The organism is Tractidigestivibacter sp., from assembly GCF_050946515.1.
In the GTDB taxonomy this organism is placed as follows: Bacteria; Actinomycetota; Coriobacteriia; order Coriobacteriales; family Atopobiaceae; genus Tractidigestivibacter.
This window is the reverse complement of the sequence record NZ_JBMNUX010000011.1, coordinates 41,357-65,579: the sequence shown is the minus strand read 5'-3', so window position 1 is coordinate 65,579 and position 24,223 is coordinate 41,357. Positions and strand designations below refer to the sequence as shown.

The following is a 24,223-nucleotide window of genomic DNA, read 5'->3' as shown; positions in this document are numbered from 1 at the left end:
GCCCCTGCCGAAAATCAATGTGCTATCGCTGGGGTCCTATTCTAACGCTGGTCGCGACACTTCCGCTTTTCGCGGCACCTCTTGGCAGCCGCGCTCCCAGCGACCATGCCGCTTTTCCAAGCCCATGCAAGGTTGAAGCCGCCACAGTCTCCGTCTACATCCACGGCCTCGCCGCAGACAAAAAGGTCAGGGCAGCCGTATGCCCCAAGCGTCGAGGGGTCAAGCGCGCCTGTCGCAATGCCTCCTGCGCTCACCTGGGCGTGGCCCTCGTCTGTGGTGCCCAAGACGAGAAGCCTGCAGCTCTTTGCCGCCGCAACGACATCGCCCGTCCGCGAGAGCTGATGCGCAAGCTCGTCGTCGAGGAGCCCCATGGCGCCCTTTCCGCGCGCGTAGAGCGCGCGAGCCTGCTTGAGGGACAAGGTTGGGAGAAAGTCGAGCGCGATCGTGTCGCCAGCCTGGGCCTTGCGCGACAGATTGAAGGTCGCAATCCCGGAGATGCCATAGGGGCGAAAGAGGACCTCGCCCTTCTCGACCGCGAGCGTCTTGCCGTCACGCGAGAGCGTTGCCGTTGCGTGGGCTCGACGGCCGTCAAGCCGAGCAAAGTCAAGCCCCTTGCAGGCAAGGGGGCAGAGCGCTGCATGCTCGCTCACCGTGGGAATGCCCAGCGACTCGGCCGTCCTGGCGCTTCCGCCTCCCGTCGCAAGCACCACGGCGTTGGCTGTCATCGTGCGGGGCTCCTTGCCTCCGAACGTATCGCAATAGCGCACCTCAAGCCCTTGCCCGCTTTGCCCACCGCGCCGTATCCCTTTCGCCTCTCGGCCGCATGCCAGGGTGACGTTTGCCCTCGCGGCTCGCGCAAGCAGCACCTCCCGCACCGTGGACGACTCGCGCGTGATGGGGTAGAGGCGCCCCTCGGCCTCCTCTGCCCAGCCAAGGCCGCAGTTGGAGAAAAACCCCAGCACGTCGTCCAGAAACGAGGGACCGGCGACGGCCGCGACGAACTCGGGATTCCTGTAGTGAGCCATGTCGAGGCGCGCGTTCGCAAAGTTGCAGCGGCCGCCGCCCGTCGCCAGGATCGTCCTGCCGCACTCGAGGGCGCGCTCGAGCACGACGACGCGCGCGCCGGCCTCTGCCGCCGAGATGGCGGCAACAATGCCGGCGGCGCCCCCTCCACAGATCACGACGTCTGCAGAGGACGGCACCTCAACGGCCGAGGCTCGCTTCTCCAGCTGACGGGTCCGCTCTGCTCGCGATGGCTTTTTTGCGCGCGGCGCCACGGCTACTCCAGGCCGGCAGCGCGCTTTGCGTCGCTGAGCCCGCAGACCGCCTTCACGGCAGCGGCGGCCTTGGGGAGCGCGTCCTGCGGAAGCTCGCGCTCGAGCGTCCCGGCGTCGCATGCCGCGGCAAGCTTGGGGTCTATCGGCAGCTCGTCCAGCGCGTCGATGTCGTAGGCCTTGGCGGTCTCCTCAAGGCGGCTGGGGCCGTACGGCCAGATCTTCTCGCCGCAATTGGGGCAGGTGAAGTAGGCCATGTTCTCGACAAGGCCAAGCACGGGCACGTTCATCAGCTTGGCCATGTTGAATGCCTTGCCAACGACCATCTGGACCAGGTCCTGCGGCGAGGACACCACGACGACTCCCTCAACGGGCAGCGACTGGAAGACGGTCAGGGGCACGTCGCCCGTTCCCGGAGGCATGTCGACGAGCAGCACGTCGAGCTCCCCCCAGGCGCACTCCTCCCAGAACTGCTTGATGACGCCAGAGATGACAGGGCCACGCCAGATGACGGGGTCGGTCTCGTGCTCAAGCACCAAGTTGGCGCTCATGACCTCGATGCCGCCCTCGGTGATGGCCGGCAGGATCAGGTTGTTCTGCGCCATGGCGCGCACGCCGCCCAGACCCAGCATCTTGGGGATAGAGGGGCCGGTGACGTCGGCGTCCAGGATTCCCACGCGCTTGCCCTGGCGCGCAAGCTCGACGGCCAGCATGCCGCAGACCAGCGACTTTCCGACCCCGCCCTTGCCTGAGATGACGCCAATCACGTTGTGAATCTTGCTCGCGTCGTTCTGCTGGAAGGCGGCCGGGCCAGCCTGTCCCTGAGCCTTGCCAGAGCCGCCGTGCATGACCTCGTCCATCTCCTGGCGAATCTTCTCTTCGTCCGTCTGTGCCATCTGCTGTCTCCCTCTGCCGCTCGCGCGGCTGTCGTCTCGTATGTAGGCGGTGATTCCGCACAGCTAGTAAGCCATTTTAGGGCCTTTGCGAAATAAACGCAGCATGCCGAAGGAGCAAGGCTCCACAGAGCGCGGATGATTCATACTGATACAAGCGAAAACGACAACCAAGGAGGGCCCATGATCTTCTCGACCATCGAAGGCGCAGCTGAAAACGACGTTCGCGCCGAGCGCATGCAACGCGCGCTTGAGTATCTGCGCACCACCGACCTTGCGGCGCTGCCCTGCGGCAGAAACGAGATCATGGGCGACGAGGTGTTTGCCAACGTGATGGAGTTCGACACGGTGGCTCCTTCCGAGAAGGACTTCGAGGCACACCGCCGCTATGCCGACATTCACGTATGCATCGAGGGCACCGAGCGCATCTGCGTTGCAAGCATGGACGAGGTCGAGCCCGTGGGCGCCTTTAGCGAGAAGGACGACTTCGGTCTTTTTCGCACGCTTCCTGCCGGTCGCGAGCAGTGGATCACCCTCGTTCCGGGCGACATCCTTGTGACCTATCCGGCAGACGCGCACAAGCCCGGCTGCCATGCCGAGGGGGAGAGCCCCAGCCACCTGAAGAAGGCGTGCGTGAAGGTGCTCGTTGCCTAAGGGCCGCAATCGTTCATTTGGTTTTGTGGCAGGCTCAAGGCAAGGCTTAAAAGCAGCTTGATTAAACGTTGTCGCCCCGGGTATGTTGCTGTTGGTTTTTATTAGCATTCATAACCTGCGACATCTCCCGGAGCGTCGATGCTTGAGCTTAAAGACATATGCAAGGAATACGTTTCGGACGACTTCACCCAAGTGGCTCTCGATCACGTGAGCGTGGCATTCCGTGACTCAGAGTTCGTGGCAATTCTTGGTCCCTCGGGCTCGGGCAAGACGACGATGCTCAACGTGATCGGCGGCCTTGACCACTTTGACTCAGGCGACCTTCTGGTGGACGGCATCTCCACGAAGAAGTTCAAGGACCGCGACTGGGACGCCTACCGCAACAACCGCATCGGCTTCGTTTTCCAGAGCTACAACCTCATTCCTCACCAGACGATTCTCGCGAACGTCGAGCTGGCGCTGACGCTCTCGGGCGTCTCGCGAGCAGAGCGCCGCGAGCGCGCCCTGAAGGCGCTTGCAGACGTGGGCCTTTCCGAGCACGTGAACAAGAAGCCCTCCCAGCTCTCCGGCGGTCAGATGCAGCGCGTGGCCATCGCGCGCGCCCTGATCAACGACCCCGAGATAGTGCTTGCAGACGAGCCCACCGGCGCGCTTGACTCCGCGACGTCGGTGCAGGTCATGGACCTTCTGAAGGAGGTCTCGCGCGACCGCCTGGTTGTCATGGTCACGCACAACCCCGAGCTTGCCCATCAGTACGCCACGCGCATCGTAGAGCTCCGCGACGGCCAGATCACCTCCGACTCGATGCCGTTTGACCCCTCGACCGTCGAGCGCCGACCGGCAAAGCCGGCGCGCCGCACCTCGATGTCGTTTCTCACGGCGCTGGGGCTGTCGTTCAACAACCTCATGACAAAGAAGGGCCGCACGATCATGACTGCCTTTGCGGGATCGATCGGCATCATCGGCATCGCGGCGATCCTGGCGCTGGCAAATGGCGTGAACGACTACATCCACGACGTGGAGGAGGAGACCCTCTCGGTCTACCCCATCGAGATCGACCAAGAGAGCGTCGACATGAGCTCGATGCTCTCCTCGGCGCAAAGCGAGCGCGTGGACGAGCTCGAGGGGAATACGGACGAGGGGACGGAAGGCGAGGTGTCTTCGTCGGCCTTCGTTGCGGATATCGCCTCGAACGTCGGGTCAAACGACACTGCCTCGCTGAAGGAGTACCTCGACGCCAACGGTGGCGGCATCCAGGACTACGCGACCGACATCGAGTACAAGTACGACGTCACGCCGCAGATCTTCCTCTCTGACACCTCCGACGGTCTTCTGCAGGTGAATCCCGAGACCTCGTTCACCGAGATGGGCATCAACTCTTCGGACAGCTCGTCCTCCGTGAGCATGTCCTTCTCGATCTTCAGCCAGCTTCCCGAGAATGCCGAGCTCTACCAAGACCAGTACGACGTCAAGGCCGGCCGCTGGCCCGAGGCGGCAGACGAGCTCGTGCTCGTGCTCTCTGACGACGGGACAATCCCCGACCTGCTTGAGTACGACATGGGGCTTCGCGACCACGACGAGCTGCAGGACATGGTGAGCCAGTACCTCTCGGGCGAGGACGTCGACAGCGACGAGACGACCAACACCTATACCTACGAGCAGCTGATGGAGCCCACGTTCTCGCTCGTGAACGCCTCCGACATGTACAGCTACGAGTCTGATTTGGGCGTCTGGTCTGACCGATCGGACGACACAGAGTACATGACGAGCCTTGTCCAGGGCGGCCGCACGCTGCACATCGTCGGCGTGGTGCAGCCAAAGTCCGAGGTAAAGACCCACACGCTTTCCTCGGGAATCTACTACACAAGCGAGCTCACCATGCAGGTGATCGAGGACGCCTCCAACTCGCAGATCGTGGCCGACCAGCTGGCAAACCCCGACGTCGACGTCTTCACGGGAGAGACCTTTGCCGACGAGGCCGCAGGCAATACCGACTCGCTCGACCTCTCGTCGATGATCACGATTGACGGGGAGGTCCTTCAGTCGGCGTTCTCCATCGACACCTCGGCAATCGCCAGCAGCGTCTCCGACATCGACCTCTCCTCGCTTGACCTCTCCAACATGGACTTCTCGAGCATCACGGTCCCCGAGATTGACCTCTCTGACCTCGAGATCGACTCTTCCGATATCCCGGAGCTCACCGCTGACGACCTGCAGCAGATCTTCCCAGACCTTACCGAAGAGCAGGTGGTGGAGGCCCTCTCGGGCATCACCGTGAAGTTCAAGGACGGCGGCCAGGAGCGCCTTGCCGTGGCGCTCACCCAGGTTGCGCAGGGCTGGACCACCTGGCAGCAGGAGAACACTGACAAGACGGTGGCCGACTACATCGCCACCGACGACGTTCGCCAAAAGATCAGCGCTGCCGTGAACGACGCCATTGACACCGATGACCTCTCTACCCAGCTCGCGACGGCGCTTGGCTCGCTGACGGGCTCTTCTGAAACGACGCCCGAGGGCGTGAGCGAGGACGTCGTCAACAAGGTGCTTGCGGCGTACCAAGAGAAGGTCGCGGCATCGCTCACCACGGCGATCACCGACGCCATGAGCCAGTACCTGCAGTCGGCCCTGTCTCAGGTCATGACCCAGATGACCCAGCAGATCCAGTCTGAGCTCCAGAGCGCGCTTACGAGCTCTGTGGAGAACCTGATGGCCAACATGGCGGGGGCCATGCAGGTCGACGAGTCGAAGCTGGCCGAAGCCTTCCAGTTCAACCTGACCGAGGACGACCTGCGCGCCATCATGAGCTCGATCCTGAGCGGGAGCACCGCAAGCTATGAGGGCAACCTCTCCAAGCTTGGCTACGCAGACCTGAGCACGCCCTACGAGATTGACATCTATCCTCGCGACTTTGAGGCCAAAGACGCCATCACCGAGATCCTGAACGACTACAACGACATGCGGACGGCCGCTGGCGAGGACGACAAGGTCGTGAGCTGGTCGGACATGGTGGGCGCCATGATGAGCTCGGTCTCCAACATCCTCAACATGGTCACGACGATGCTGATTGCGTTCGTCTCGATCTCGCTGGTGGTCTCTTCGATCATGATCGGCATCATCACCTACATCTCGGTGCTCGAGCGCAAGAAGGAGATCGGCATCCTGCGCTCCATCGGCGCCAGCAAGCACAACATCTCGCAGGTGTTCAATGCCGAGACCATCATCGAGGGCTTCGTGGCAGGCCTCATGGGCATCCTAATAACGCTGCTTCTGCTGATTCCGGCAAACGTCCTTATCGAGGAGCACTTCAACGTCGCCAACCTGGCACAGCTGCCGCCCCAAGACGCGCTTGCGCTGATTGGCATCTCGGTGCTGCTCACCTTCATCGCCGGCCTCATCCCCGCGAGAAAGGCGTCCAAGTCCGATCCTGTCGAGGCGCTGAGAAGCGAGTAGGGAAGCAACTGCGAAGACGGAGGGCTGGGAGGAAACATGAAGCTTGTGATTGCTTCGGACTCGTTCAAGGGGAGCCTCTCCTCCGGGCAGGTTGCCGACATCGTGGCGGACGAGGCGACGCATGCCTTTGGCAGCTGCGAGGTCGCCCGCCTTGCCGTGGCGGACGGCGGCGAGGGCACGGTGGACGCCGTCGTCTCGTCGCTTGGCGGAGAGCGCGAGTACGTGCGCGTGTCAGGGCCCCTTGGCGACCCAGTCCTAGCGGCATACGGCCTTCTTCCCGACAGTCGCGCCATCATCGAGATGGCGGCGGCCTCGGGGCTTCCGCTCCTGACTGCTGCGGAGAGAAATCCGCTGCGCACCTCCACGTATGGGACCGGTCAGCTGATACTTGACGCGCTCGAGCGCGGCGCGACTGACATCTCGCTTGCCATTGGAGGTAGCGCGACAAACGACGGCGGCATGGGCATGGCGCGTGCGCTAGGCGTGCGCTTTCTCGACGAGAAGGGCGGCGAGCTCGAGGGCGTGGGCGCCGACCTGGGGCGCGTGTCGGCCATCGACCTGTCCGGCCTTGACCCGCGCGTTCGCAAGGCAAGCTTCCACGTGATGTGCGACGTGGACAACCCGCTCGTGGGCCCTCGCGGCTCCGCTCGGGTCTTTGCCCCGCAGAAGGGCGCGACGCCCCAGATGGTGGAGGAGCTCGAGCGCGGCATGGCCAGCTACGCCGCCGTTTTGGAGAAGACCTTTGGAATCCGCGTTGCAGACGTTTCGGGCGCGGGAGCGGCAGGAGGCCTTGGGGCGGCGGCGCGCGCCTTCCTGGGCGCCGAGATGGTCCGCGGCGTCGACTGGGTGCTTGACCTCGTCGGCATGGACGCCGCCCTTGCGGGCGCAGACCTCTGTTTCACTGGGGAGGGGCATGCCGACGCGCAGTCGGCGCACGGCAAGCTCCTAAGCGGGGTCGCGGCGCGCTGCAGGTCCAATGGAGTTCCCTGCGTGGCCTTCGTCGGAGGCATGGACGCGGATGCCCAGGAGCTTCTCGCCTGCGGAATCGATGCGCTTGTCCCCTGCGTCATCGATGTCTGCGACATCTCCCAGGCGCTTTCCCAGGCAGAGCGGAACTTGCGGCTTGCCGCGGCGCGGACCTTCTCGCTTCTTTCGTTGGGGGCACGGCTCGGATAGTTCTCAAGGCAAAAAGCCGAAGTCAATCTCTGCAAGACCTTATTTGACGCCATTTTTCTTATTCTGAAGTTGGCTAAGCAGCTATGATGAATACATGGTGTTGCGTTTGCGCACGAAAAACCACGTTACGAAGGAGACACCAGTGAGCGATTTCGTTAAGGCAGAAGACGTTTTCGTCAACCAGCATGGCAAGGACCGCAAGGAGATTCTCCGCTTCATCGCTGAACGTTCCGTCGAGCTCGGCGCCGCTGACGACGCTGACGCCGTGTACGACGCCTTCCTCGCACGCGAGGATATGGGCGAGACCGGCATGACCGACGGCTTCGCGGTCCCTCACGCCAAGGCCGACGCCATCAAGAACGCCGTCGTCATCGTCTACAAGAATGACACCCCCGTTGAGTGGCCGTCCTTCGACGACAAGCCCGTCGACATCTGCATTGCCCTGCTGGTTCCCGCCGGCGAGGCTGGCACCACGCACATCAAGCTGCTGTCCAAGACCGCCGTTCTGCTGATGAGGGACGAGTTCAAGAGCCTCGTCCGTGGCACCGATGACAAGCAGGCCATCGCTGACGCCATCAACGCTGGCATCGACGAGGAGTAAGCTCGCGGAATTTCCGCCCTGCTCCGCAGCGCTTCTTTGCGCGCCTCGCACGTATGCGGGGCGCGTTTTTTTCTGAGGTGGGGGAGCTCGGCATGTAGACTGGGGTTGTGTCGCAACGCAGACGAGAGGAGAGAGCATGTTCAGACAGACGACAGATCGGCGCGTGGCCATCTTTGTTGCCGAGGGGCTCGAGGAAATCGAGGGCCTTACGGTCCGCGACCTGCTCTATCGTGCGGGAATCCCCTCTGACACGGTCTCGATCGTGGCCGACCACACCGTTACGTCCTCGCATGAGGTGACCATTGTCTGCGAGCGCTCCATCGAGGACGAAGGCTTCTCCTTTGATGACTATGACATGCTCGTGCTCCCTGGAGGCATGCCGGGCACGCTCAACCTCAAGGCGTGCGGGCCGCTCTGCGACAAGCTCGTCGAGTTCGACCGCGCGGGCAAGGGCGTAGCCGCCATCTGCGCCGCGCCCTCCATCTTGGCTGAGCTCGGTCTTCTGATGGGGCGCCCCGCAACCTCAAACCCCAACTTCCAGCACGTTCTTGTGGAGAACGGGGCCATCCTCTCCGAGGAGCCCGCCGTCGTCGACACCAACGTGATCACCAGCAAGGGGATGGGCACCGCCATCGACTTCGGCTTGGCCATCGTGCGTTGGTTCTTGGGCGACGAGGCTGCTGAGAACCTGAAGCCGCGAATCGTGCTTGAGCGCTAGCGCCGTCCGTCGATAAGGTTCTTAATCATGTCAAGCGGAATTCCCGGCTGGGGAATAATCTGACTATTGTCCACATCGTTCAGGCGGTGAGCGTCGTGTCGTTCGTCGAGTTTCGGGACGTCTCCAAGGTCTACCAGATGGGCTCGGTCGAGGTCCGTGCCGTCGATGGCATGACTTTTGACATTGAGAAGGGCGAGCTCTGCGTCATCGTCGGCCCGTCGGGCGCCGGCAAGACGACGGTCCTCAACATGCTGGGAGGCATGGACTCTTGCTCGTCGGGCACCATCACGCTTGCCGGCCGCGAGGTCTCTTGTCTCTCTGAGCGCGAGCTCACGCTCTATCGCAGGCACGACATTGGCTTCGTCTTCCAGTTCTACAACCTTGTCCAGAACCTCACGGCACGCGAGAACGTCGAGCTTGCGAGCCAGATCTGCGACGATCCCATTCCCGCAGACGTGGTTCTTGACGAGGTGGGGCTCTCTGGGCGTGCCGACAACTTTCCGGCCCAGCTCTCAGGAGGAGAGCAGCAGCGCGTCGCCATTGCCCGAGCCCTTGCCAAGAACCCAAAGCTTTTGCTCTGCGACGAGCCGACTGGCGCGCTTGACTACGTGACTGGCAAACAGGTGCTTCGCCTTCTGCAGGACACCTGCCACGAGCGCGGCTGCACGGTGGCCATCGTGACGCACAACTCGGCGTTCACCCAGATTGCCGACCGGGTCATCCACATTCGAGAGGGCAAGGCCTCCTCAATACAGACGAACCAGCATCCCGTCGATGCCATGACGGTCGAGTGGTAGCCATGCGCTCCGTCCTCGCGAAAGAGACGCTCCGAAGCATCAAGCGCTCGAAGGGGCGCTTCCTCGCCATCATTGGCATCGTGGCTTTGGGCTGCGGATTTTTCGCGGGTCTCCAGATGAGCGGGCTCGACATGACCGATGCTGCCGATCGCTACTATGACGGCACCAATCTTTATGACATTCGCGTACTTTCGACGGATGGCTTCGAAGACGCCGACGTCGAGCGCATCTCTCAGATTGACGGCGTTGAGGCGGCCATGGGCTCCACGACGGCAGACTTTGTGGCGCGCCTTGGAAAAGAGCAGGTTGCCATTCGCATCTCTTCGCTCAACGTCGAGGATGCGTCTTCGGCGGTCGTGACGTCTTCGACGACGGTCGAGTCGGACGACGACTCCTACCTCAACCGCGTCGTGCTGAAGGAGGGGGAGTGGCCGGACGCTCCCGACGAGTGCGTCATCAGCGCAGACGTTGCCTCAAGCGAGGGCTTTGGCATTGGCGACACGGTTGAGGTGCTCTACGGCACCTCCGACGTCGACGACGTGCTGGTGACTAAGACGTTTACGGTTGTGGGCCTTGTGAGCTCGTCAAACTACCCTTATGGCGGGAGCTTGGGAACAACCACGCTTGGCGACGGCAGCATCAAGCAGTACCTCTATGTCGAGCCCGACGCGTTCGCTGACAGCTATCCCTATACTGAGGTCTACGTCAAGGTGGAGGGCGCCGCCGACGAGGTAAGCGGCTCGGACGAATACCAGGCGCTGGTCGACGAGGTCTCGGAGCGCATTGACAGCCAGGAGGACTACCTAGCCTCAGCGCGCCTCGACGACATCAAGGCCGACGCTCAAGCAGAGCTCGACGACAAGCGTGCGGAGTACGAGGAGAGCAAGGCCAAGGCGGAGCAGGAGCTTGCTGATGCGCAGAGCCAGCTGGACGACGCTGCTGCAACGCTTGCGGAGTCTCGTGAGGAGCTGGACTCTGGCTGGTCTGAGCTCGAGAGCGGCCAACAGCAGCTCTCGAGCGGATGGGAAGAGTACCAAAACGGCGTGAGCGAGCTGTCGTCCAACCGCGAAGAGGCGGAGTCCCAGCTTGCAGAGGCTCAATCGCAGATCGACGAGCAGCGCGCGACGCTTGACCAGTCCTCCCAAGACCTGGACGAGCAGCAGTCGACGGTCGACGAGCAGCGCTTCTCCCTTGAGGAGCAGAAATCGGAACTTGAGACGCAGCTCGAGCAAACCAACCAGCAGATATCCTCCCTGCAGCAGCAGATCGCCGCGTTGGAGGCCACAGATGAAACGACGGACTCTACGACGAGCGGCACTGCGGATGGCGCAGCGGACGGCACGACCGACAGCACAACCGACAGCGCGCAAGACACTGCGACGGACGAGGGCACGACCGACGAAGCTACGGACTCCGCGGCAGCTGACAGCACGACCGACAGCACGACCGACGGCACGCAAGACACTGCGACGGACGACAGCACGACCGACAGCACGACGGGCTCTGCGACAGATGGCACGACCGACGGCTCAACAGAAGGAACGAACGGCAACGCAAGTGCCCAGCTTGAGCAGCTCAAAGCTGCGCTCGCACAGGCACAGGCCGGTGCGAAAGATATCAAGAGCGGTCTTGACCAGGTGAACGACGGTCTGAGCAATCTTGACGAAGTGCAGGACCAGATTGACAGCGGCCGCGCGCAGCTTCAGTCGGGCTATGACGCGCTCGACCAGGCCCAGGCCGCGCTCGATGCGCAAAAGGCCCAGGTCGAGTCGGAGCTCTCTGCCGGCGAGTCTACGCTCGACGAATCCTACCTCCAGCTTCTCGAATCGCAGTCGAAGCTCGATGAGTCTTTGGCGCAGCTCGAGGAGGGGGAGGCCTCCTATGCGGACGGCCTCTCTTCCTATGAGGACGGCGTCGAAGAGCTTAAGGCTCAGCGCAGTGACGTCGAGGCCCAGCTTGCGGATGCCGAGGCTCAGCTTGACGAGGCGCAGGAAGAGATCGACTCCCTTGAGAAGCCCGACATCTACGAGCTCGATCGCACGAAGAACGAGGGCTGCGAGTACTATCGCAGCGACTCCGAGCGCATCAGCCGCATCGCGGACGTGTTTCCAGCCATGTTCTTCCTTGTCGCGGCCCTTGTCGCCCTCACTACCATGACGCGCATGGTCGAGGACGACCGCGTACTCATTGGCACCTTCAAAGCCCTTGGCTACTCAACGCGCCAGATCGCCTCGAAGTACCTGGCATACGCGGCGATCGCGTCACTCACGGGCGCCGTTTTGGGAATTGCGGTCCTCACGCAGGTGCTTCCCTATATCATCATGGCGTCCTACGGCGTCATCTACAGCGTGCCGCTTCTTTCCTTCCCGATGCCCGTCGACGCTGGCGTTGCGCTATTCTCGGGAGCGCTTGGCGTTGGCGTCACGATCATAGCAACGCTTGTCGCGGTCGTCTCGAGTCTCCGCGCCACGCCGGCAAGCCTGATGCTGCCTTTGGCGCCAAAGGCGGGCAAGCGCATCTTGCTGGAGCGCATCGCCCCCATCTGGAAGCGCCTGTCCTTCTCGTGGAAGGTCACGTTCAGAAACATCTTCCGCTACAAGCGGAGGTTGCTGATGACCCTTGTCGGCATTTCGGGCTGCACCGCGCTTCTGCTGGTGGGCTTCGGGCTGGACAACTCCATCTGGGACATCATCGACCGCCAGTTCGGCCCCATCATTCACTACGACTTGGTCGTGAGCCTTGACTCCTCTGCAGACGACCAGGACGTCGAAGACGTCGCCTCGTACCTCGCCTCTGACGAGGACATAAGCCAGTGCTGGCGCCTTCAGCAGGAAAACATGCTGGCGGGCTCGTCGGGTACGGAGGACCAAGAGCGTGTGAGCGTCGTGATTCCCGAAGACGCCTCCGACTTCACGGGCGCCGTCACCTTCCAGGAGCGGACGAGCGGGGAGTCCATCGCTTTCGACGAGAATTCGGTCATCGTGACCGAGAAGCTTGCCTCCACGCTTGGGATTGGCGTCGGCGACCAGATCACGGTATACGACGAGGACGACGTCGGCAATGCGACTGGCAGTGGCTACCAGCATACCGTGACGGGAGTCTGCGAGAACTACGTGGGCAACTACGTCTACGTCGGTCGCGACGCCTGGGCGCAGACGGGCAAGGACGAGCCGCTCTTCTCGACCGTCTATGCCTCGGCGAGCCTTGACGAAGATGCCAAAGAGGCGCTCTCGGACGAGCTCCACAACTACGAGAACGTCTCCGTCGTCTCGTTCATGGACGACACGATCGACTCCTATCGAACGACGCTCAAGGTCGTTGACTACGTCGTGGTGGTGCTTGTAGTCTCGGCGGCGGCGCTCGCCTACATCGTTCTCTACAACCTGACGAACATCAACATCTCCGAGCGCGTTCGCGAGATTGCCAGCCTCAAGGTGCTTGGCTTCACGCGACGTGAGGTATACGCCTACATCTTCCGCGAGGTCATCATCATCTCGATCATGGGGGACTTCGTCGGGATGTTCTTGGGCACCTGGCTTGAGGGCTTTGTGATCACGACGGCCGAGGTCGACTACGTGATGTTCGGCCGAACGATTCACCCCGAAAGCTATCTCATCTCGTTTGCGCTCACCATTGTCTTCACGCTCATCGTGATTGCGCTGATGAGGCGTCGCCTTGACCGCATAAGCATGGTGGAGAGCCTGAAGAGCGTCGATTAGCTCGCCCCATCAATGCGACGCTTTGGTTAGTTGAATGTGTCAGGGAGAAGAAAAATGCGAGTCCTTACGGATGCCTTTAGGTGTCTGTGCTATTCTTCACAAAACAAAATTAGTAATTCATGCATATCTGGTTGCATTTATCCAAAAATTCTGAGGTGATGAATGAAATGGCGTGCATAAGGGCCTGCGTTGTCGGTGCTACGGGCTTTGCAGGAATTGAGGAGTGCCGTCTTGTGCTTGGGCACCCCAACATGGAGCTTGTGATGGCAACCGACCGCAAAGAGGCGGGCACACGCCTGGCAGACGTCTATCCTTCCTTCGAGGGCGTCTGCGACCTTGAGCTGTCTCTGCCTGACCCTGACGCCATTGCCTCTGTGGCCGACGTCGCGTTTTTGGCAGTCCCGCATACCGCATCTTTGGCCCTGACTCCCCAGCTGCTTGAGCGCGGCGTCACGGTGATTGACCTCTCTGCCGACTACCGCCTGAAGGACCCCGTTGTCTACGAGACGTGGTACAACACGCCTCACACGAGCCCCGAGCTTCTGTCTCAGACGGTCTATGGCCTGCCCGAACTCAATCGTGAAGGGCTTAAGGGTCTGGCTGCACGCCACGAGAAGGGCGATGCCGTGCTCGTGGCCGTGCCGGGCTGCTATCCCACGGCAACGGCCCTTGCGGCCACGCCTGCCCTCGAGGCCGGGCTTGCCACGGGCGACCTCGTAATCTCGGACGCCATCTCTGGCGTGTCGGGCGCCGGTCGCACTCCCAGCGCACGTACGCACTTCTGCCACGCAAACGAGTCTCTCGAGGCCTATGGCGTGGCGCACCATCGCCACACGCCCGAGATCGAGCAGACTCTCACGCAGGTGGCGGGCAGGCAGATGAACGTCGTCTTCACCCCCCACCTGGCTCCGCTCACCCGCGGGCTTCTCGCCACGGTGTACCTTCAGGCGTCCGACGACGCCACCGCAGAGGCCGTGCAGTCGGTCTACGAGAAGCGCTATGCGGGCGAGGCCCTTGTGGCAACGCTTCCCTCAGGAAAGATGCCGCAGACCTCCTCTGTCGTGGGGACCGCGCGCGCCCAGGTGGGCGTGGCGCTCGACGATCGACGACGCAGGGTAATCATCGCCTCCTGCGCGATCGACAACCTTGGGAAGGGGGCTGCGGCTCAGGCCATGCAATGCGCGAACATCGTGCTGGGACAGGCCGAGACCGCAGGAATCAGCGCCTCCGCCCCGCTCATCTAGGTTGCCCGACAAGCGCGCAGCTCTTTGGCAAAGGCCCCGCGATTTGTCCGCTTGGTTCGCCCTTGTGCGCGCCCCACATAAAAAAGGAAATTGACATGACAAGCTATGATCCTCTGGCCATCCCCCAAATGGATGACGCCGCCAGCTCGTTCGGGTTCTCTCCCTGCGAAGGTGGCGTCTGCGCTGCCGCCGGGATGAAGGCTGCAGGCATTTCGGCCGGCTTCAGGAAAAACCCCGAGCGCCTGGACATGGCGCTCGTTGCAGCCGACAAGCCCTGCACCGTCGCAGCAACGTTCACGCAAAACCGCTTTTGTGCCGCTCCCGTGCAGGTAAGCCGCAAGCGTGCCGCGTCTGGCCATGCGCGCGCCGTCGTCTTGAACTCTGGCAACGCAAATGCCGCAACGGGCGAGCCGGGCATCAAGTGCGCGCTCGACGCCACCTCGCTTGTGGCGCAGACGCTTGGCTGCTCGGCAGATGACGTGCTGGTGGCATCGACTGGCGTCATTGGCGTCCAGCTTCCCTTTGAGCCCTACGTCGGCGGCGTCCCTGCGATTGTCGCCGCGCTCGACCATAGCGCGGCCGCGGCCCATGACGCGGCATGCGCGGTCATGACCACCGACACTCATCCGAAGGAGGTCTCGCTTGAGGGCCCGGCTCCACAGTCGGATGGCACCAGCGTGACCGTCCATGTGGGCGGCTTCGTGAAGGGCTCTGGAATGATCCAGCCCAATATGGCAACGATGCTCTGCGTGCTCTCGACCGATGCGCCGCTGACCGCCAAGGCCGCGCACTCCGCCCTTCTCGCCGCGGTGAAGCAGAGCTTCAACAAGGTGACCGTCGACTCCGACACCTCCACGAACGACTCCTGCTTCCTCTTTGCCACTGGCGAGGCCGGCGGCGAGAAGATTGACGAGGCGTCCCCGGCATACCCTGCCATCGCCGCTGCCATCAAGGCTGCAACCACCAACTTGGCTCGCCAGATTGCTGCTGACGGAGAGGGGTCGACAAAGCTCGTGACCGTGGACGTGCTGGGCGCGGCCAGCCAAGACGATGCCGACACCGTCGCCTTTGCAATCGCCAACTCTCCCTTGGTCAAGACTGCAATCTATGGCCATGATGCCAACTGGGGTCGCGTTGCCGCAGCTGCCGGAAAGTGCGGAGTTGAGTTTGACCAGTCGTGCGTCGACATCGACTTCATGGGCGTTCCCGTGCTGAGGGGCGGCCTTCCCGTTGGCATGGACGAGGACGACATGCTCCGTCGCTTCGAGGCTCCTGAGATCAATGTCGCCATCAGCCTTGGGCAGGGGGATGCCCACTCCAGGGTCTGGACCTGCGACCTTACGCATGACTACGTCAAGATCAACGGGGAGTATCGCACCTAGCCCGAGCTTCTCCCGCAGGGACGTGACAACGAGCGCCCGTGGCGAGGCGCAGGCGAGCAGGTGCGACGGCAACAGGAGGAAGAGGCATGGAGGAACGCGAGATGGGCGAGCTTCAGCAAGCCCTTACCAAGGCGGAGGTCCTCACCGAGGCGCTTCCGTGGATCAACAAGATGCGCGGCAAGACCATCGTGGTCAAGTATGGCGGATCCGCCATGGAAGACGAGCAGCTCATGACCCAGGTCGTGGGCGACATCGAGCTTCTGAAGCTCATGGGCATGCGCGTCGTGCTCGTCCATGGCGGAGGCAAGGCAATCAGCGCCATGCTCAAGCAGCTGAACCTGCCCGTGAAGTTCAAAGACGGCCTGCGCGTCACCGACGACGCCACGATGGAAGCGGTCCAAGAGGTGCTCATTGGCAAGGTGAACCAGAAGCTCGTCTGGTCGCTCAACGAGTATGGTCATAATGCAGTGGGAATCTCCGGCGCTGACGGAAAGACGCTCAAGGCTGCTCCCATATCCCCTGAGCTGGGGCGCGTTGGCCATATCCGCGAGGTGAGCCCCGAGCTCATCGAGACAATTCTTGATGATGACTACATCCCCGTGATTGCCAGCGTCGCCTGCGGTCCTGACGGCTTCTTCAACGTGAACGCCGACGAGGCAGCCGCCGCGGTTGCCGAGGCGCTCCATGCGGACAAGCTCATCTATCTGACCGACGTCGACGGGCTTCTCGCTGACGTGAACGACAAGGAAAGCCTGATTCGCTCTCTTACCAAGACCGAGACCCGCGAGATCCTTGATTCCGGCGAGCTCGATGGCGGCATGGTGCCAAAGATCCGCTCGATTCTCGAGGCGATGGACCGCGGCGTGTCGGAGGTCGTCATCTTGAATGGCAAGGCGCCCCACTCGCTTCTGCTCGAGATCTTCACTGACGCCGGCGTGGGCACGCTCTTCACGCAAGACTAGACAAGGAGAAAGCCATGGCAGAAAGTAGCTTCGAGACCGCAAAGAGCCTGGATGACACCTATGTGATGCATACCTATGGGCGCCTGCCCGTCGAATTTGTCTCGGGCGAGGGCGCCACGCTCACCGACTCCGAGGGCAAGGTCTACATAGACTGCCTGGGCGGCATTGGCTCGGTCAGCCTGGGCCATCACCATCCGGCGGTAGCGCAGGCGCTGCACCGGCAGCTTGACAAGGTCTGGCAGGTTGGCAACTACTACTACGTCGAGAACCGCGGAGAGCTCGCGCGCGAGCTCTCCGAGCTCCTCTCCAAGACGACTGACGAGCTTGGCCACCTGACGGGCTCTACTGGCACCGTCTGGAAGACCTTCTTTGCCAACTCGGGCGCCGAGGCAAACGAGGGCGCCATCAAGGTGGCGCGCCGTTGGGGCGAGAAGAAGCTGCATGGCGCAAGCGGCATCATCACCGCGCAGAAGAGCTTCCACGGCCGTACGCTTGCGACGCTCGCCGCAACGGGGCAGGACAGCTTCCACAGCACGTTTCTGCCCATGCCGCAGGGCTTTGTGACAGTGCCCCTAAACGACCTTGACGCGCTGGTGAAGATGCTCGACAACCCCGACCCTGAGGTTGGCCCCATCTGCGCCGTGATGCTTGAGTGCGTGCAGGGCGAGGGCGGCGTCTGGCCGGCAGACTTCGCCTACCTGCGCAGCGTTGCCTACGAGTGCCGCAAGCGCAACGTGCTGCTGATCATCGACGAGGTCCAGACCGGGTTCTTCAGGAACGGCGCCCCCTTTGCCTATCAGCTCGCCGGCATCGAGCCCGACATCGTGAGCCTGGCAAAGGGGATCGGCGACGGATTTCCCATGGGTGCCGTCTCGGCGGTCGCAGAGGTTGCAGATCTGATGGGCCCAGGCGACCACGGCTCCACATTTGGCGGAAACGCGCTTGCCGCCGCAGCTGGTCGTGCGACGGTCGAGACGCTTGTTTCGGAAAACATCGGCGAGCACGTTATCGAGACGGGCGCCCACCTGCGCGCCGGTCTTGAGGCGCTCCCGCATGTGAGCGAGGTCCGCGGCCACGGCCTGATGCTGGGCGCTCAGTTTGACGTGCCCATCGCGAACCAGCTGGTTGAGCAGGGCCTTGGCGAGGGCTTGGTTCTCAATCACATTGGAGACTCCATCCTGCGCTTCCTTCCCCCGCTGGTGATTTCCGACCAGCAGGTGGACGAGGTCTGCACGCGCCTGGCCGCGCTGGTCAACCGGATCGCTTAGGTGCCGGGCTTGCTGAGGGGGGTCGTGGCGCCCGTTCGGCATCTCTGGCAGGCCTAGCGATTTTGAGGGGCGCTCGCGGCAGAGATTTCTCCGCGAGCGTCCTTTTTTTGTCCTTCTATGCCAGCAGCGCCGTCGCTCGTGCCATGCTGTTCCAAGAGCCTTCTCGAAGACCGCTCAACGCATCGCAGCACATTGGAAGTTGATGGGCGCAAGCTAGGGGACGCCCTTCAAGAGGGACGGAAAAGACGGTGGCAAAGGCAGGCAAGAGGGCCGAGAAGGCAGCGAAGCCGCTCACGCGGAGGGGCCTTATCGGGGGAGCTATCGCTTCGGCGGGCCTTGTGGGATTGACTGTCGCTGGCAACGTTGCTGGCAATGCATTCAGCTCGGTGCTCGACTCAAAGCTTGGCCGCGGAGACATCCAAGTGGACAAGGCCGAGGGCTCCGAGAGCTGGGACGCCCAGTATTACAAGCCAAGGTACTCCTCGCTTGAAGAGGCGAAAGCGGCATCGGACGTGGTCTCTGAGCAGGTAAGCGACGAGGGCATCGTCCTTCTGAAGAACAACGGCGTCCTTCCGCTTGCCGCGGGCGACGAGGTGACTCCCTTTGGCTGGGCCTTCCAGAACCCGGCGTACTTTGGCACTGGCGCGGCCGCCTCTTCGGACATGACCATGGTCACCGCAGAAGATGCCATTGCCAGCAAGCTCACCGTCAACCGCACCGCACTCGATGCTGCCGAGGGCGCAGAGCCAACCTATCCCGACGCTGCAGATGGCACTGACCCTCTGGACTTTGACGTCTCCTCCTTTCAAGCCCAGATGGACAAGGGCGAGAGCGCAAAGATCTACGAGTATGACCCTGCAATCTACGATGCCGTGTCGGGCGTCGAGGGAACGTGCGGCGTTGTGGTCATTAAGCGCTGCGGCTCTGAGGGCATCGACAAGCGCTTTGAGGGATATGAAGACGGAACCCCACATTATCTTGCGCTGACCGAGGACGAGAAGGGCGTCATTGCCGCTGCCAAGAGGGCCTGTGGCTCTGTTGTCGTGGTCCTGAACACCTCCAACCCCGTCGAGCTTGGCCCATTGATGAGCGGCGAGCTTGAGGCGGACGCCATCGTCTGGGTGGGGACAGCCGGCTCCCGTGGCTTTGCCTCGCTTGCCAAGGTGCTTGTCGGTGAGGTCAATCCCTCAGGCCGGCTGACCGACATCTATGCGACGGACTTCACGGCAGACCCCACCTTCTCCAACTTCGGCCGCTTCCAGTACACGAACTCTGAGGTTGTCGCCTCCGACCCAACCAGAATTTGGTCTGAGGGAGAAGGCAGCCAATACACCATGAGCCGCTCCTTTGTGGAGTACCAAGAGGGCGTCTACATGGGGTATCGCTACTATGAGACCGCCGCCTCCGTCGATGCCTCCTTCGTCTACGGCGAGCTTGACGAGCAGGGCGCCGCTACGGTTGCGGGCCGCGTTGCCTACCCCTTTGGGTACGGCCTTTCCTATACGACATTCGACCAGAAGATCTCCTCGCTTGACGACTCTGGCGACGACGTCGTGCTGACCGTCAGCGTGACCAATACGGGCGAGGTGGCTGGCAAGGAGGTCGTCCAGGTCTACTACGGTTCGCCTTACACTGACTACGACCGCGAGAGCGGCGTGGAGAAGCCTGAGTGCGTGCTGGCGGCGTTCGCCAAGACCGACCTTCTCGACCCAGGCGACTGCCAGGAGCTTACGCTCAGCTTCGCCAAGGAGACCATGGCCTCCTACGATCGCCATCATGCAAACTCTGACGGAACCATCGGCTGCTACATCCTCGAGGCCGGGGACTATGCCATCGACCTGAGGAAGAACTCTCACCAGGTGATTGAGTCCTACACGGTCACGATCGACTCGGATGTGGTCTTTGATTCCTCCAACCCGCGAAAGGCCGAGATTGACGCCCAGTCGGCGCCCGACAATCAGGGAAATCCGACGGGGTCGACGTTTGACGGAAGCGCCTTCGTCGCCGCCACCAACAAGCTTGACTCCATGAACGCCTACATGGATGAGACCAGCATGCTCACGCGTGCCGACTGGGAGGCAAGCCATCCGACCGAGTACTCGGGGCGTGAGCGCCAGGCTCCCGAGGTCGCCCTCGAGGAGTTCGCGTGGTTCGACAACTTTGACCCGATGTCTGACGAGAAGCTCGGTGACGTCGAGGGCAGCCTTGTCTACCACGCGGACCAGCCAGCCTCCGCCCAACAAAACGGCCTTTCACTCATCGACCTGCGCTGCGTTCCCTACGACGACGAGCGCTGGGATTTGCTACTCGACCAAATTGACTGGGACGGAGAGCGCGACAGCCTCATCAAGCTCCTCTGCGGTGCCGCCTACCAGACAATCGAGGTCAGCTCTGTTGGCAAGCCTGCCACCACCGACGCCGACGGAGCCATGGGCTGGAGCTCGGAGGGCGCCTCCGGCTGGGCTGCCGCCAACGTTCAGGCGGCAACGTGGAATGTCTCCCTTATGAACCAGATGGGTCAGTGCATCGGCGAAGAGGCGCTGCAGCTGGGGATGACTGGCTGGTATGCGCCCGCCGTCAACATTCATCGCAGCCCGTTCTCCGGACGCTTCTACGAGTACTACTCCGAGGACCCGCTTGTCTCGGGAAAGATTGCTGCTGCCGCAATATCGGGCGCCGTCGAAGAGGGCTGCATCTGCTATCTCAAGCACTATGCCTTCAACGAGCAGGAGACCGACCGAAGCAACTCGCTTGCCACGTGGGTGGACGAACAGACTGCTCGCGAAATCTATCTCAAGGCCTTCGAGGTGGCGCTTCAGTCCGCAAGGGCAACGATTAGCTACATCTCCGACTCGCAGGGAACCATGTCCTCGCGTGCGATTCGCGCCGTAACGGGCATCATGTCCGCGCAAAACAGCATCGGCGGCACTATGGGCTTCTGCCACTTGGGCACGCAACAGAAGATTCTGCGCGAAGAGTGGGGCTTTACGGGGTCGGTCGTCACTGACCTGTATCTTGGCGCGCCCGCAAAGGATCGCGACCTTGTGTTCAGGACGGGCGGCAACATGTACATGACCACGATGGTCGAGGAGCCTGTCGACTATACCTCTGCCACCGCACGCTACGCGATGCGCAACGCCATGCGAGGAATCCTTTACGCCACGACGAACTCCAACGCAATGAATGGCATCGCCCCCGGCAGCACGGTGAGCTACAGTCCGAGCCCCTGGCGCATCGGACTGACGGCGGCATCCGTAGCGATGTGCGGGGGAGCGGCGGCAATCGTCGCAAGCATGGTTCGCAAGAAGCGCGCTGGAAGGGCAGACGCTGCTGAGGGCAGAGCCGACGCGACGGATGGCGAGGGCGCTGGCAGCAAGCCTTAGGCCTTCTTCCCGCGCGGGAGGGGGAGCCTTCTTTTACTCGCGCCCCTTGATGGCACGATCAATATTTCCTTATGGAGAACATCCTCGGAGCTGCAATTGAGGCCGAAGCGCAGATTGGCGATACTGCAAAAAGGGAGATCAGTCTCACGGTTCGTCGCGAGGGCAACTTCGCGCCGATTCGAGAAGGCGCCTGCTTCGTGCGACAGCTCAAGTTTTTGGGCGGGTCGCCAAAGACCTCGTAGCGGGACAAGACCAACCACGGGTTAGGCATGAACGGCATTCGTCGCTGCGTTCACAGCCATGGCGGAGGGACGCTCATTTGTGCCGATGGCTCGACCTTCTCGCCGTTCATCGTGGCTCCGATCCCCCAGGTGAGTCCCGCGCCCAAGCGAGAAGGCAGCGCACGAGGTGCGTCGTCTTGAGGAGGACATATGGAGAAGCGCATCTATGACGAGTACGTTGCCATTCTGAAAGAAGAGCTTGTGTGCGCGATGGGCTGCACAGAGCCCATCGCCGTTGCCTATTGCGCGGCCCTGGCAAGGAAGGCGCTTGGGGCGCTTCCCGAGCGCGTGTCTGTTGCCGCGAGCTCCAACATTATCAAAAATGTAAAGAGCGTCGTCGTTCCCAACACAGGTGGCGCGCGCGGAATCGCCGCCGCAGCTGCCGCAGGAGTCGTCGCGGGAAATGCGGACGCACAGCTCGAGGTCCTCTCTTCGGTGACAGCAGACGAGATTGAGCAGATGCGCGCATATCTCGACGCGCACGACATCGCGGTGAGCGCGTCGGAGAAGCCTTTCGTCTTTGACATCCAGGTTCGCGTGGAGGCAGGCGGGCACGAGGCCTCTTGCGAGATTGCCGGCTCCCACACCAACGTGATTTTCCTCGAGCACGATGGCGAGGTCCTGCAGAAGAAGGAGTTTTCCGCCGAAGACGAGGGCGACGGAACCACGACGGACCGCTCGCTCCTTGGCGTCGACCAGATTGTCGAGTTTGCTGGAATTGTCGATCTTGCGGACGTTTCTGAAACCCTGGAGCGCCAGATTAGCTGCAACACTGCCATTGCGAAGGCGGGAATGGAAGGCGATTGGGGCGCTAACATCGGCTCGATTCTCCTTGATGCTTACGGCGACGAGGTCCATAACCGCGCAAAGGCCTGGGCGGCAGCTGGCTCCGACGCGCGCATGGGAGGCTGCGAGCTTCCCGTTGTCATCAATTCTGGCAGCGGCAACCAGGGGATTACTGCTTCGGTGCCGGTCATTGTCTATGCAGACCAGCTGGGGTCGACCCACGAGGAGCTGCTTCGCGCGCTGGTCGTCTCGAATTTGGTCACCATTCACCTGAAGACGGGCATTGGCAGGCTCTCTGCCTACTGCGGCGCCACGAGCGCAGGGGCAGGGGCTGCGGCGGGCATCTGCTATCTGATGGGCGGCCGCGAGCGCGAGGTCGCCCATACCGTGGTGAACGCTATCGCCGTGGATTCCGGCATGATTTGCGACGGCGCTAAGGCGAGCTGCGCAGCCAAGATAGCCTCTGCGGTTGAGGCGGGGCTTCTGGGGCTTCAGATGCAACAGCATGGCTCCGAGTTCTATGGCGGCGACGGCATCGTGGTGAAGGGCGTCGAGAACACCATCCACGCCGTCGGCGTGCTCGCTCACGACGGCATGCGCGAGACTGACCGCACCATCATCAATTTGATGTGCGGGAGCGGCGCGTGCTAGGGTTTCTCTAGCACGCGAGCCTTTTGCGTTCGGAGGGGACTGTGAGGATTCTTGTCACGGGCTTTGACCCGTTTGGGGGAGAGGCGATAAATCCAAGCTGGGAGGCGGTAAGACGTCTGCCCAAGCAGATAGCCGGTGCCGAGATCTCTGCGGTTCAGCTGCCCACCTCATGCGAGCGCTCGCTTGAGGTCGTGGAGCGCTCGATTGCCGAAGTGGCTCCGCGGGTGGTTCTTTCGGTGGGACAGGCTGGCGGTCGGCGCGGAATCACCGTGGAGCGCGTTGGCATCAACGTGGATGACTACCGCATTCCCGACAACGATGGAGTCCAGCCAGTTGACCAGCCCGTGGTTTCGGGAGGCCCCGACGCGTACTTCTCGAACCTTCCGATAAAGGCAATGGTCGAGGCAGTGCGAGGGGCAGGATTAGAGGCGTCGGTCTCAAACAGCGCCGGAACCTTTGTGTGCAACCACGTGCTCTATGGCGTGCGCCATTTGGGGGCGACGCGCCATCCCGGTCTCAAGAGCGGCTTTGTTCATGTTCCGTTTTTGCCCGAGCAGGTCAAGGGTCGTGACGGCCTGCCTTCGATGACGCTCGAGGACGACGTTCGCGCGCTTGCCGCTGCAATCCAGGCAATCGTCGACTATCCCGAGAAGGACATTCGCCGTGCCGGAGGCTCCATCTGCTAGCGAGGTTCCATCTGCTATCTTGCGCGAGTTCTGATGCCCACACAACGGGCGCTGCCAAGTTCCGCGAGTTCTGATGTTCAGCCTTGCCAACTTGCGCGACTTCTGATGCCCGATCTGCCAGGTTCCGCGACTTCTGATGCCCACACAACGGGCGCTGCCAAGTTCCGCGAGTTCTGATGCTCGAGCCTGCCAAGTTATGCGAGTTCTGATGCCCGATCTGCCAGGTTCCGCGACTTCTGATGTTCGGACTGCCAAGTTGCGCGACCTCTGATGCTGCAAAAGTCGCGCAAGTTGGCAG

At 62.2% G+C, this 24,223-nt stretch carries 16 protein-coding genes; 14 read left to right on the top strand and 2 right to left on the bottom strand.

The window, feature by feature from the left end:
• Positions 1-41: 41 nt before the first annotated feature.
• Positions 42-1,277 carry an NAD(P)/FAD-dependent oxidoreductase gene (locus tag ACOYJL_RS07685; RefSeq protein WP_433569636.1) on the bottom strand — a complete coding sequence of 412 codons (1,236 nt, stop codon included), beginning with the start codon at positions 1,275-1,277 and terminating at the stop codon, positions 42-44.
• A gap of 2 nt (positions 1,278-1,279) precedes the next feature.
• A complete protein-coding gene (locus ACOYJL_RS07680) occupies positions 1,280-2,170 on the bottom strand; it encodes a P-loop NTPase (protein ID WP_433569635.1) in 891 nt (296 codons plus the stop codon).
• 135 nt (positions 2,171-2,305) lie between these two features.
• Between ACOYJL_RS07680 and ACOYJL_RS07675 the strand changes: the two genes are divergently transcribed.
• The 14 genes from ACOYJL_RS07675 to pcp all read left to right on the top strand — a co-directional run bounded on the left by ACOYJL_RS07675 (position 2,306) and on the right by pcp (position 23,925).
• Positions 2,306-2,821 (top strand): YhcH/YjgK/YiaL family protein, encoded by a 516-nt coding sequence (locus tag ACOYJL_RS07675; RefSeq protein WP_433569634.1) that lies wholly within the window; start codon positions 2,306-2,308, stop codon positions 2,819-2,821.
• Positions 2,822-2,959: 138 nt separating this feature from the next.
• Positions 2,960-6,271, top strand: a complete 3,312-nt coding sequence (locus tag ACOYJL_RS07670; RefSeq protein WP_433569633.1) for an ABC transporter ATP-binding protein/permease — start codon at positions 2,960-2,962, stop codon at positions 6,269-6,271.
• A 36-nt stretch (positions 6,272-6,307) separates the two neighbouring features.
• The gene (locus tag ACOYJL_RS07665) at positions 6,308-7,447 is read left to right on the top strand and encodes a glycerate kinase family protein (RefSeq protein WP_433569632.1); all 1,140 of its coding nucleotides are present in this window, start codon (positions 6,308-6,310) and stop codon (positions 7,445-7,447) included.
• A 142-nt stretch (positions 7,448-7,589) separates the two neighbouring features.
• The gene (locus ACOYJL_RS07660; RefSeq protein WP_433569631.1) at positions 7,590-8,048 is read left to right on the top strand and encodes a PTS sugar transporter subunit IIA; all 459 of its coding nucleotides are present in this window, start codon (positions 7,590-7,592) and stop codon (positions 8,046-8,048) included.
• A 136-nt stretch (positions 8,049-8,184) separates the two neighbouring features.
• The gene (locus ACOYJL_RS07655; RefSeq protein WP_433569630.1) at positions 8,185-8,766 is read left to right on the top strand and encodes a DJ-1 family glyoxalase III; all 582 of its coding nucleotides are present in this window, start codon (positions 8,185-8,187) and stop codon (positions 8,764-8,766) included.
• Positions 8,767-8,861: 95 nt separating this feature from the next.
• Positions 8,862-9,563, top strand: coding sequence for an ABC transporter ATP-binding protein (locus tag ACOYJL_RS07650; RefSeq protein ID WP_433569629.1), 702 nt, complete (start codon positions 8,862-8,864; stop codon positions 9,561-9,563).
• 2 nt (positions 9,564-9,565) lie between these two features.
• Positions 9,566-13,282: an FtsX-like permease family protein gene (locus tag ACOYJL_RS07645; RefSeq protein WP_433569628.1), complete on the top strand. Its 3,717-nt coding sequence runs from the start codon at positions 9,566-9,568 to the stop codon at positions 13,280-13,282.
• Positions 13,283-13,449: 167 nt separating this feature from the next.
• On the top strand, positions 13,450-14,526 hold the full coding sequence (gene argC, locus ACOYJL_RS07640) for an N-acetyl-gamma-glutamyl-phosphate reductase (protein WP_433569627.1): 1,077 nt from the start codon (positions 13,450-13,452) through the stop codon (positions 14,524-14,526).
• 95 nt (positions 14,527-14,621) lie between these two features.
• Positions 14,622-15,908, top strand: coding sequence for a bifunctional glutamate N-acetyltransferase/amino-acid acetyltransferase ArgJ (gene argJ / locus ACOYJL_RS07635; RefSeq protein ID WP_433569626.1), 1,287 nt, complete (start codon positions 14,622-14,624; stop codon positions 15,906-15,908).
• Between the two features lie 86 nt (positions 15,909-15,994).
• On the top strand, positions 15,995-16,870 hold the full coding sequence (gene argB, locus ACOYJL_RS07630) for an acetylglutamate kinase (protein WP_433569625.1): 876 nt from the start codon (positions 15,995-15,997) through the stop codon (positions 16,868-16,870).
• Positions 16,871-16,884: 14 nt separating this feature from the next.
• A complete protein-coding gene (locus tag ACOYJL_RS07625) occupies positions 16,885-18,138 on the top strand; it encodes an acetylornithine/succinylornithine family transaminase (protein ID WP_433569624.1) in 1,254 nt (417 codons plus the stop codon).
• A 248-nt stretch (positions 18,139-18,386) separates the two neighbouring features.
• Entirely contained in the window at positions 18,387-21,521 is a 3,135-nt protein-coding gene (locus ACOYJL_RS07620; RefSeq protein ID WP_433569623.1) for a glycoside hydrolase family 3 C-terminal domain-containing protein, read from the top strand.
• 431 nt (positions 21,522-21,952) lie between these two features.
• The gene (locus ACOYJL_RS07615) at positions 21,953-23,239 is read left to right on the top strand and encodes a serine dehydratase subunit alpha family protein (RefSeq protein ID WP_433569622.1); all 1,287 of its coding nucleotides are present in this window, start codon (positions 21,953-21,955) and stop codon (positions 23,237-23,239) included.
• Positions 23,240-23,280: 41 nt separating this feature from the next.
• Complete coding sequence (gene pcp / locus ACOYJL_RS07610) at positions 23,281-23,925, top strand: pyroglutamyl-peptidase I (protein ID WP_433569621.1); 645 nt, start codon at positions 23,281-23,283, stop codon at positions 23,923-23,925.
• The last annotated feature ends 298 nt before the right edge of the window (positions 23,926-24,223 follow it).

Excerpts from the sequence above, each read along its gene's own strand:
- ACOYJL_RS07680 (WP_433569635.1), bottom strand. The coding sequence starts at position 2,170 with ATGGCACAGACGGACGAAGAGAAGATTCGCCAGGAGATGGACGAGGTC.
- ACOYJL_RS07675 (WP_433569634.1), top strand. The coding sequence starts at position 2,306 with ATGATTCATACTGATACAAGCGAAAACGACAACCAAGGAGGGCCCATG.
- ACOYJL_RS07670 (WP_433569633.1), top strand. The coding sequence starts at position 2,960 with ATGCTTGAGCTTAAAGACATATGCAAGGAATACGTTTCGGACGACTTC.
- ACOYJL_RS07665 (WP_433569632.1), top strand. The coding sequence starts at position 6,308 with ATGAAGCTTGTGATTGCTTCGGACTCGTTCAAGGGGAGCCTCTCCTCC.
- ACOYJL_RS07655 (WP_433569630.1), top strand. The coding sequence starts at position 8,185 with ATGTTCAGACAGACGACAGATCGGCGCGTGGCCATCTTTGTTGCCGAG.
- ACOYJL_RS07645 (WP_433569628.1), top strand. The coding sequence starts at position 9,566 with ATGCGCTCCGTCCTCGCGAAAGAGACGCTCCGAAGCATCAAGCGCTCG.
- argC (WP_433569627.1), top strand. The coding sequence starts at position 13,450 with ATGGCGTGCATAAGGGCCTGCGTTGTCGGTGCTACGGGCTTTGCAGGA.
- argJ (WP_433569626.1), top strand. The coding sequence starts at position 14,622 with ATGACAAGCTATGATCCTCTGGCCATCCCCCAAATGGATGACGCCGCC.
- argB (WP_433569625.1), top strand. The coding sequence starts at position 15,995 with ATGGAGGAACGCGAGATGGGCGAGCTTCAGCAAGCCCTTACCAAGGCG.
- ACOYJL_RS07625 (WP_433569624.1), top strand. The coding sequence starts at position 16,885 with ATGGCAGAAAGTAGCTTCGAGACCGCAAAGAGCCTGGATGACACCTAT.
- ACOYJL_RS07615 (WP_433569622.1), top strand. The coding sequence starts at position 21,953 with ATGGAGAAGCGCATCTATGACGAGTACGTTGCCATTCTGAAAGAAGAG.